This window comes from Paenarthrobacter sp. NPDC090520, assembly GCF_044769205.1.
Classification (GTDB): Bacteria; Actinomycetota; Actinomycetes; order Actinomycetales; family Micrococcaceae; genus Arthrobacter.
Map to the genome: position 1 here is coordinate 249184 of NZ_JBIVXM010000006.1, position 8315 is coordinate 257498.

Annotated in this window: 7 protein-coding genes and 1 tRNA gene; all 8 read left to right on the top strand. The window is 65.6% G+C overall.

The window, feature by feature from the left end; translation table 11 throughout:
* Positions 1 to 48: 48 nt before the first annotated feature.
* Positions 49 to 984, top strand: coding sequence for an ABC transporter ATP-binding protein (locus ACIQTZ_RS10120; RefSeq protein WP_402980057.1), 936 nt, complete (start codon positions 49 to 51; stop codon positions 982 to 984).
* On the top strand, positions 981 to 1757 hold the full coding sequence (locus ACIQTZ_RS10125; protein ID WP_402980060.1) for an ABC transporter permease: 777 nt from the start codon (positions 981 to 983) through the stop codon (positions 1755 to 1757). The genes ACIQTZ_RS10120 and ACIQTZ_RS10125 overlap by 4 nt, the downstream gene beginning before the upstream one ends.
* A 29-nt stretch (positions 1758 to 1786) precedes the next feature.
* Positions 1787 to 2890: a sensor histidine kinase gene (locus ACIQTZ_RS10130; protein ID WP_402980062.1), complete on the top strand. Its 1104-nt coding sequence runs from the start codon at positions 1787 to 1789 to the stop codon at positions 2888 to 2890.
* Positions 2887 to 3498, top strand: coding sequence for a DNA-binding response regulator (locus ACIQTZ_RS10135; protein WP_400331263.1), 612 nt, complete (start codon positions 2887 to 2889; stop codon positions 3496 to 3498). Before ACIQTZ_RS10130 ends, ACIQTZ_RS10135 begins: the two co-directional genes overlap by 4 nt.
* Positions 3499 to 3549: 51 nt before the next feature.
* Positions 3550 to 4731, top strand: a complete 1182-nt coding sequence (gene dusB, locus ACIQTZ_RS10140; protein WP_402980065.1) for a tRNA dihydrouridine synthase DusB — start codon at positions 3550 to 3552, stop codon at positions 4729 to 4731.
* A 64-nt stretch (positions 4732 to 4795) separates the two neighbouring features.
* Positions 4796 to 6112: a deoxyguanosinetriphosphate triphosphohydrolase gene (locus ACIQTZ_RS10145; RefSeq protein ID WP_402980067.1), complete on the top strand. Its 1317-nt coding sequence runs from the start codon at positions 4796 to 4798 to the stop codon at positions 6110 to 6112.
* Positions 6113 to 6146: 34 nt separating this feature from the next.
* Entirely contained in the window at positions 6147 to 8027 is a 1881-nt protein-coding gene (gene dnaG, locus ACIQTZ_RS10150; protein ID WP_402980070.1) for a DNA primase, read from the top strand.
* 51 nt (positions 8028 to 8078) lie between these two features.
* Positions 8079 to 8151: transfer RNA gene (locus ACIQTZ_RS10155), tRNA-Asn, on the top strand.
* Positions 8152 to 8315: the final 164 nt, after the last annotated feature.

Genomic DNA, 8315 nt, shown 5'->3' on the forward strand with positions numbered 1-8315 from the left:
TTCGCGGCTTGACTGGTTAGTGACACAAAACCACTGCCAGGGAGAGCGATGACAACCGCAGGCGTACCGGCCGTCCAAGCCGCCGGACTTCATAAGAGCTTCGGAAAGGTCCACGCCGTCCGCGGCCTGGACCTGACCGTGCAGCAGGGAGAGGTTGTTGCTTTCCTGGGTCCGAACGGGGCGGGAAAGACCACCACCATCGACATGATCCTCGGGCTCAGCACCCCGGACCAGGGCGACGTCTCCATCTTCGGCCACACGCCGCGGGGCGCCGTTGCCAGGGGACAGGTGGCTGCCGTCATGCAGACCGGTGGACTCCTCCGGGACATCAGCGTCCGCGAAACGGTGCAACTGACGGCCGCAATGTTCGAGTCGTCGCGGCCGGTGGACGAGGTCCTCTCCCGGGCCGGCATCCTGGACATCGCCGATCGCCGCGTGGAGAAGTGCTCGGGTGGCCAGCAACAACGGCTGCGCTTCGCGATGGCCTTGGTTTCCGATCCCGGCCTCCTCATCCTCGACGAACCCACCACCGGCATGGATGTGGCCGGCCGCCGCGACTTCTGGTCCGCCATCCGGGCCGACGCCACGAAGGGGCGAACGGTCATTTTCGCCACCCACTACCTCGAAGAAGCAGACGCCTACGCGGACCGGATTGTCCTGGTCCGGCAGGGAACCGTGGTGGCCGACGGAACGGCCGCCCAGATCAAGAACCTCGCGTCCGGCCGCACGGTCAAGGCGTCCCTGCCGGTGGAGGACCAGTCGCTGCTGGCCGCCTTGCCGCCCAGTGATGCCGTGGAGTTCGACGGCGGCCGCGTCACCGTCCGCACGTCCGACTCGGACTCCGTGGTCCGCTACCTGCTCAACAACACCCGGGCCCACGACCTCGAAGTGGTGGCCAACAACCTCGAAGAGGCCTTCGTGGCCCTGACGGGTGATGAGCCGTCCAGCGAGACAGTCCGCACCTTCGAAGGAGACCGGGCATGAGCCAGGTGACAGCAATCCAGGACCGTAAGCCCTCGGCCGGGGGAGTCAACGGCACGTTCCTCTGGATAGAAATCAAGCGGATGCTCAGGAACCGCCGGACCGTGATTTTCACAGTGCTGATGCCGGCGATCTTCTTCTTCATCTTTGGCCTGTCCAACAAGAACCAGCTGTTGCCCAATGGCCACAGCTACGGCCAGTACATCCTCATCAGCCTCACCGTGTATGCGGCCATGACCGCCGCCACGGGTGCGGGGAGCCAGGTTGCGGTGGAACGTGCACAGGGCTGGAGCAGGCAGCTTCGCCTGACCCCGCTGCTGCCCGGCGCCTACATCGCCGTCAAGGCTGCCGCGGCCTTGACCCTTTCGCTGGTGGCTGTGATCGCCCAGTTCGTTATTGGGGCGATCGCCGGCGTGACCATGGACGTACAGACGTGGCTCACCGCGGGCATCGTGGCATGGCTCGGCTCCTTGGTCTTCGCGGCGTTGGGCTTGTTTGTTGGTTACCTCATGCCGAGCCAGAACGTCATGCAGATCCTCGGCCCGGCCCTGGCGATCCTGGCCATGTTGGGCGGGCTCTTCATGCCCATCGAGGTCATGGGGGATACCTTTGGCCAGATCGCCAAGTTCACTCCGGCGTACGGAATCGGCCAACTGGCAAGGAGCCCCATCACGGGCGACTTCGATCTGATGTGGATCGTGAACGTCCTGGTCTGGCTGGCGATCTTTGTGGGCGGGGCAGCCATGGCCTTCCGGCGCGACACGAACCGGGTCTGAGCGCCACGGTCTTGGCTAGGCTGGGAGTCATGAAAACCCAGGCCTTCGGCGAGATGTTCCGCGGGCCCGGTCCGCGCCGCTGGTTCCTTGGCGCCGGGCTCTCGGTGGCGCTGTGGGCGTGGCCCACGTGGAATCTGGTGTGGTCCGTGGATGAGCCGTTGGTATGGAAACTTGCGGCCTCGGCTTCATTGGTCGCTTTCTTCCTTGCCTACGCCTTCCTGCCGATGTTCGGCTGGCGGAGGTCCACGCGCACTGGCTTGGCCACCGCCGGCATCCTGCTGGCACTGGATGCCCTGGTGATCCTCTTCCTGGGGCGGGAGGCCTTGTGGACCTGGCCTTTCCTGGCCTGCGCCATCGCCATGACTGTCCTGCCGCCGCGCGTGGATTTTGCCCTGATCGTGTTCCTGGCCGCAGTATCGCTCACTGTCGAATTGTCGGACGGGAACCCGGAGCAGGCGTTCTTCCAACCGGCATTGATCCTGTCCTTGGGCCTCATGATGACCTCGTTCGCCAGGCTGATCCGGCAGACCGTGGAACTCCGTGCCGCACAAACAGGCCTGGCCGACGCTGCGGTGGCCGCTGAACGGAGCCGGGTGGCCCGGGACATGCACGACATCCTGGGGCACTCCCTGACTGTCATCGCCGTGAAGGCCGAGCTCGCGGGCCGGATGCTCGAGGCTCCCTCCGGCACCGACCGCGCAGCGAAGGAAATTGCCGAGGTCCAGGACCTCGCCCGCGGCGCCCTGGCCGACGTCCGGGCAACGGTTGCCGGCTACCGCGGGGTCAACGTCCTCGCGGAACTGGCCGTCGCCAGGACGGCACTGGAATCGGCGGGAATCGAGGCCGAGCTCCCGGCCACGTCGGAGGAAGTTCCGGCGGGGCGTCGCGAGTTGTTTGGCTGGGTCCTGCGCGAGGGCGTCACCAACGTGGTGCGCCATTCGGGCGCCGGACGCTGCCGGGTGCGCTTGTCGTCGTCCACTGTCCTGGTGGAGGACGACGGCGTGGGGCCGGGTCTGGGGGATGGCATGGGGAGCGGCTTGGCCGGAATTCGGGAAAGAGTGGAAGCCGCCGGGGGCACGCTCAGCATCGGTTCCAGCGAACTCGGAGGATTCAGATTGGCGGTACAGGTATGACCATCCGTTTGGTGATTGCCGATGACCAGGCTTTGGTCCGCGGAGCCCTTGCAGCCCTGCTGGGGCTGGAGCACGACATTGAGGTGGTGGCCGAACTGGGCGACGGCACGGGCGTGGCAGCAGCAGTGGTGGAACACGCAGCGGACGTGGCCATGCTCGATGTCGAAATGCCGGGCCTCGACGGCATCAGCGCGGCAGCCGAGGTCCGTCAAGCCGCCCCCAACTGCCGGGTCCTCATGGTCACCACCTTCGGCCGGCCGGGGTACCTCAAGCTGGCCATGCGCGCCGGGGCTTCCGGCTTCGTGGTGAAGGACACCCCTGCCAGGCAACTCGCCGAGGCCGTGCGCCGCGTCCACCAGGGCCTCCGGGTGGTGGATCCGGCGCTCGCGGCCGAATCGCTGACGTCGGGGGACAGCCCGTTGACCGAACGCGAGACTGAGGTGCTCAGGGCAGCGTCCGACGGCGGCACAGTAGCCGATATTGCCAAGGCAGCGGTGCTGTCCGAGGGAACAGTCCGGAACTACTTGTCCTCGGCCATGGCCAAGACAGGCGGCCGGACCCGGGCGGAAGCGGTGCGCATCGCCGCGGGGAACGGGTGGTTGCTCTAGCGTTTCATCGAGGCAGGCGGCCGATTTGCCCTGATTTGCAACAATGGATGGGTGACTGTAGTAGCAACACCTCCCACTCCCAGGCTTGAGCTCCCGCCTTTGCAGCTCGGCGACATCACCGTGGACACTCCCGTGATCCTGGCCCCCATGGCGGGCATCACCAACTCCGCTTTCCGCCGGCTCTGCCGCGAATACGGTGGCGGACTCTACGTGGCGGAAATGGTCACCTCGCGTGCCCTGGTGGAACGGACCCCGGAGTCCCTGCGGATCATCTCGCACGACGACGACGAGAAAGTCCGCTCAGTGCAGCTCTACGGCGTGGACCCGGTGACGGTGGGTGCGGCCGTCCGCATGCTCGTGGAAGAAGACCGCGCGGACCATGTCGACCTCAACTTCGGCTGCCCCGTCCCCAAGGTCACCCGCCGTGGTGGTGGCTCGGCACTGCCGTGGAAGATCGACCTCTTCACCTCTATTGTCCAGACCGCCGTCAAGGAAGCGTCCAAGGGCGGCATTCCGCTGACCATCAAGATGCGCAAGGGCATCGATGAAGACCACCTGACGTACCTCGACGCCGGCCGGATCGCCCGCGATTCCGGTGTGGCCGCCGTCGCGCTCCACGGACGCACCGCGGCGCAGTTCTACTCCGGCCAAGCGGACTGGTCCTCCATTGCGCGCTTGCGCGAAGCCCTGCCGGACATTCCGGTCCTGGGCAACGGGGACATCTGGTCTGCCGAGGATGCTGTCCGCATGGTCCGGGAGACCGGCGTCGACGGTGTTGTGGTGGGCCGCGGCTGCCAAGGACGCCCCTGGCTGTTCGGCGACCTGCAGGCCGCCTTCGAGGGCAGCGATGAGCGGCACCGTCCGGGCCTGCGCGAAGTGGCCGACGGGGTGTACCGCCATGCCGAACTCATGGTGGAGACTTTCGGGAACGACGAGTACAAGGCCCTCCGCGAAATCCGCAAACACATGGCCTGGTACTTCAAGGGTTACGTGGTCGGCGGAGAACTCCGGGCCAAGTTGGCCACCGTCCCCACGCTTGAGGTGCTCCGGGAGCTGTTGGCCGAGCTGGACCTGGAACTGCCGTATCCGGGGGTGGATTCCGAAGGCCCACGAGGCCGCGCAGGATCTCCCAAGCGGCCCGCTTTGCCGAAGGACTGGCTGGACAGCCGCCAGCTCAACGCGGAACAAAGCGCCGACATCGCGGCAGCCGAGCTGGACGTTTCGGGCGGCTAGCTCCCAGCGTGCAAGACTGGCTCAAGAGGCACCAGAGGACGGCGCACGAAGGAGGCAGAAACCCATGGGAACCGAAGCAACGATCGGCCGTGCCGGAACTGCGCACGAATATGCGCAGGCGATCCCCGGTTACTCCGAAGCGGACTCCGCCCGTTGGGTCGAAGAACCGCGCAAGAACACGTACCGCTCGGACTTTGAGCGCGACCGCGCCCGCGTGCTGCACTCCTCGGCCCTGCGCCGCCTTGGTGCCAAGACCCAGGTGGTGGCACCGGACACCGACGACTTCGTCAGGACCCGGCTGACCCACAGCCTGGAGGTAGCGCAGGTGGGCCGCGAGCTTGGCCGGTCCCTGGGTTGTGACCCGGACGTGGTGGATACCGCCTGCCTCAGCCACGACCTCGGACACCCGCCGTTCGGCCACAACGGCGAATCGGCGCTGAACGAGGTAGCCCATGCCATAGGCGGCTTCGAAGGCAATGCCCAAACCCTGCGCCTGCTGACCAGGCTCGAACCCAAGGTCCTCACCGAGGACGGGCGGCCCGCCGGACTCAACCTCACGCGGGCCAGCCTGGACGCTGCTTCCAAGTACCCTTGGTCGGCCCTGGACGCCCCGGTGATCCATGGGCACCGCACCAGCAAGTTCGGCGCCTATGAGGACGATCTCCCGGTGTTCGAATGGCTCCGCGAAGGCGCCTCGGGCAACCGGTCCTGCATCGAAGCGCAGGTCATGGACCTTGCGGATGACATCTCCTACTCCGTCCACGACGTGGAAGATGCGATCGTCGCCGGCCATTTCCAGTTGAAGTGGATGGAGAACCCGGACCACAGGGCACGCGTGGTGGGCTACACCAAGCAGTGGTACCTGCCGCACAACGAGCCAGCCGAGATCGACGCTGCCCTGGCCAGGCTTGAAGCCACCAAGGTGTGGGTCCGCGAGGCCGACGGCAGCCGGAAGTCCATGGCGGCGCTCAAGGACATGACCAGCCAGCTGATTGGCCGCTTCTGCCAGAGCGCCATGGAAACCACCCGCTCACACTTCGGCCCCTCCAACCTGACCCGCTATGGTGCCGAGCTCATGGTGCCCGAGGAAACGGTCACGGAAATCGCTGTCCTCAAAGGCCTGGCCACCACCTTCGTCATTTCCACGGACCACCGCCAGCCGGTCTATGAGCGCCAGCGCGAAGTCCTGCACGCCCTGGTGGGAGTGCTCAATGCCACCGGCGACCGGCATCTGGAGCCGATGTTCGCTGCGGACTGGCGTGCCGCCGTCGACGATGGCGCCCGCCTGCGCGTGGTGATCGACCAGGTGGCCTCGCTGACTGACGGTTCGGCCCTGGCGATGTACGAGCGTTTGGTGGGGAGCCTGCCGTCGCTGTGGTAGTTTTCCGCCCATCCTGCCGGACTAGGATGGTCTAGTGGCTGGCCTGATCAAACGTGAAGACATCGATGAAGTACGCCAGCGCACGGACATCAAGGAAGTCGTGGACGGCTACGTCACCCTCCGCAGCGCCGGACTCGGCAGCTTCAAGGGCCTGTGCCCCTTCCACGACGAGCGCTCGCCCTCCTTTACCGTCCGTCCCCAAGTAGGCAGGTACCACTGCTTCGGCTGCGGCGAAGACGGGGACGCGATCTCCTTCATCCAGAAGATGGACCACAGCTCCTTCCACGAAGCCGTGGAAAAACTCGCTGCCCGGATCGGCTACGAACTCCGCTATGAGGACGGCGGTACCGGACCCAGCCGCGAGGAAGTCGGCAAGCGTCAGCGCCTGCTGGATGCACACAAGATCGCCGACGAGTTTTTCCGTGCCCAGCTCCTGACGCCGGGGGCCGCGGAGGGCCGCAACTTCCTGGACGGCCGTGGCTTCGACCGCGCCGCTGCCGAGCATTTCGGAGTTGGCTATGCGCCGCAGGGCTGGGACTCACTCCTCAAGCACCTGCGGGGACGTGGGTTCACCGACGCGGAGTTGAAACTGACAGGGATGTTTTCAGAAGGCAACCGTGGAATCTACGACCGTTTCCGCGGCAGGCTCATCTGGCCTATTCGGGACATCGCAGGGGACACCATCGGCTTCGGTGCCCGCAAGCTCTTCGAGGACGACCAAGGTCCCAAGTACCTCAACACCCCCGAAACCACGCTTTATAAGAAGTCCCAGGTCCTTTACGGAATCGACCTCGCCAAGCGGAACATCGCCAAGGACCGCCAGCTCGTGGTGGTGGAGGGGTACACCGACGTCATGGCCTGCCACCTGGCAGGAGTCACGACGGCGGTGGCCACTTGCGGTACTGCCTTCGGTACCGAACACATCAAGATTGCCCGCCGCCTGCTCTCCGACGACGGCACCGGGGGAGAGGTAGTCTTCACCTTCGACGGCGACGCCGCCGGTCAAAAAGCCGCCTTGCGGGCCTTCGAGGAAGACCAGCGGTTCGTGGCCCAGACCTACGTCGCCGTGGAGCCCACCGGCGCAGATCCGTGCGATCTTCGCCAACTCAAAGGCGACCCGGCCGTGCGCGAACTCATCGCCAGCCGCAAGCCGCTCTTTGAGTTCGCCATCCGGGCCTCGCTGCGCAAGCACAACCTGGACACCGTGGAGGGCCGCGTCGCTGCTCTCCGGGAAGCTGCGCCGGTGGTGGCGCAGATCAGGGACTCAGGAATCCGTCCGGCCTATACGCGCGAACTCGCGGGATGGCTCGGCATGCCCATCGAGGAAGTCAGCCGGTATGTCGGGGCGGCGGCCAAACGGGCAGCCTCCGGCACAGCCACGGCGGGTCCGGCGGAGCAACAGACGACGGCAGCACCGCCGTCGAACGGTCCGGCGTTCAACCGTCCCGACCCCCGCGACCCCGTTGCGGGGATGGAGCGGCAGGCCTTGGAAGTGGTGCTGCAGGAGCCGGGAGTCCTGGGCGAGGGAAACTGGGAGCGTTTCGAGGCCTCCTACTTTGCCACTCCGGCGTACGCGGCGCTCCATGCGGCCATCAGGGCGACGGGAGTAGCCCAGGCGGCCGATCCCGTGGCCTGGGTGGAGAAGGTCCGCCAAGAGGTTCCGGAGCCGTTGCGGCCCTTGGTGTCCGAGTTGGCGGTGACTCCGTTGCCGGCGAGCACACCCGAGGCAATGCAGCGGTATTGCCGGGACATCCTCGCCCGGCTGTTCGAGCTGCAGATCACCCGCATCAAAGCAGACAAGATGGGCCAGCTGCAACGCCTGGATGCCGCAGCCCATCCGGAGGAATTCCAGCGGTTGAACCGCGAGCTGATGCAGCTGGAAATGGAGCGCCGGGCACTGCGGGCTGAGGCCTGAGGTTCGATTTCGCTTTTCGGCTGAGCCCTGTTAAGCTAATTACCGCTTCAATCCTCCGTAGCTCAATTGGCAGAGCATTCGACTGTTAATCGAAGGGTTACTGGTTCAAGTCCAGTCGGAGGAGCGGACACATACCCCCGTTTCGGATCTCCGGAACGGGGGTATTTTTATACCCCCAGGGGGTATTCCGAGTCGATTTCGCTTTTCGGCTGAGCCCTGTTAAGCTAATTACCGCTTCAATCCTCCGTAGCTCAATTGGCAGAGCATTCGACTGTTAATCGAAGGGTT

Bases quoted from the DNA above. Each gene is read 5' to 3' on its own strand.
- ACIQTZ_RS10145 (WP_402980067.1), top strand. From the start codon at position 4,796: ATGGGAACCGAAGCAACGATCGGCCGTGCCGGAACTGCGCACGAATAT.
- ACIQTZ_RS10120 (WP_402980057.1), top strand. From the start codon at position 49: ATGACAACCGCAGGCGTACCGGCCGTCCAAGCCGCCGGACTTCATAAG.
- ACIQTZ_RS10125 (WP_402980060.1), top strand. From the start codon at position 981: ATGAGCCAGGTGACAGCAATCCAGGACCGTAAGCCCTCGGCCGGGGGA.
- ACIQTZ_RS10135 (WP_400331263.1), top strand. From the start codon at position 2,887: ATGACCATCCGTTTGGTGATTGCCGATGACCAGGCTTTGGTCCGCGGA.
- ACIQTZ_RS10130 (WP_402980062.1), top strand. From the start codon at position 1,787: ATGAAAACCCAGGCCTTCGGCGAGATGTTCCGCGGGCCCGGTCCGCGC.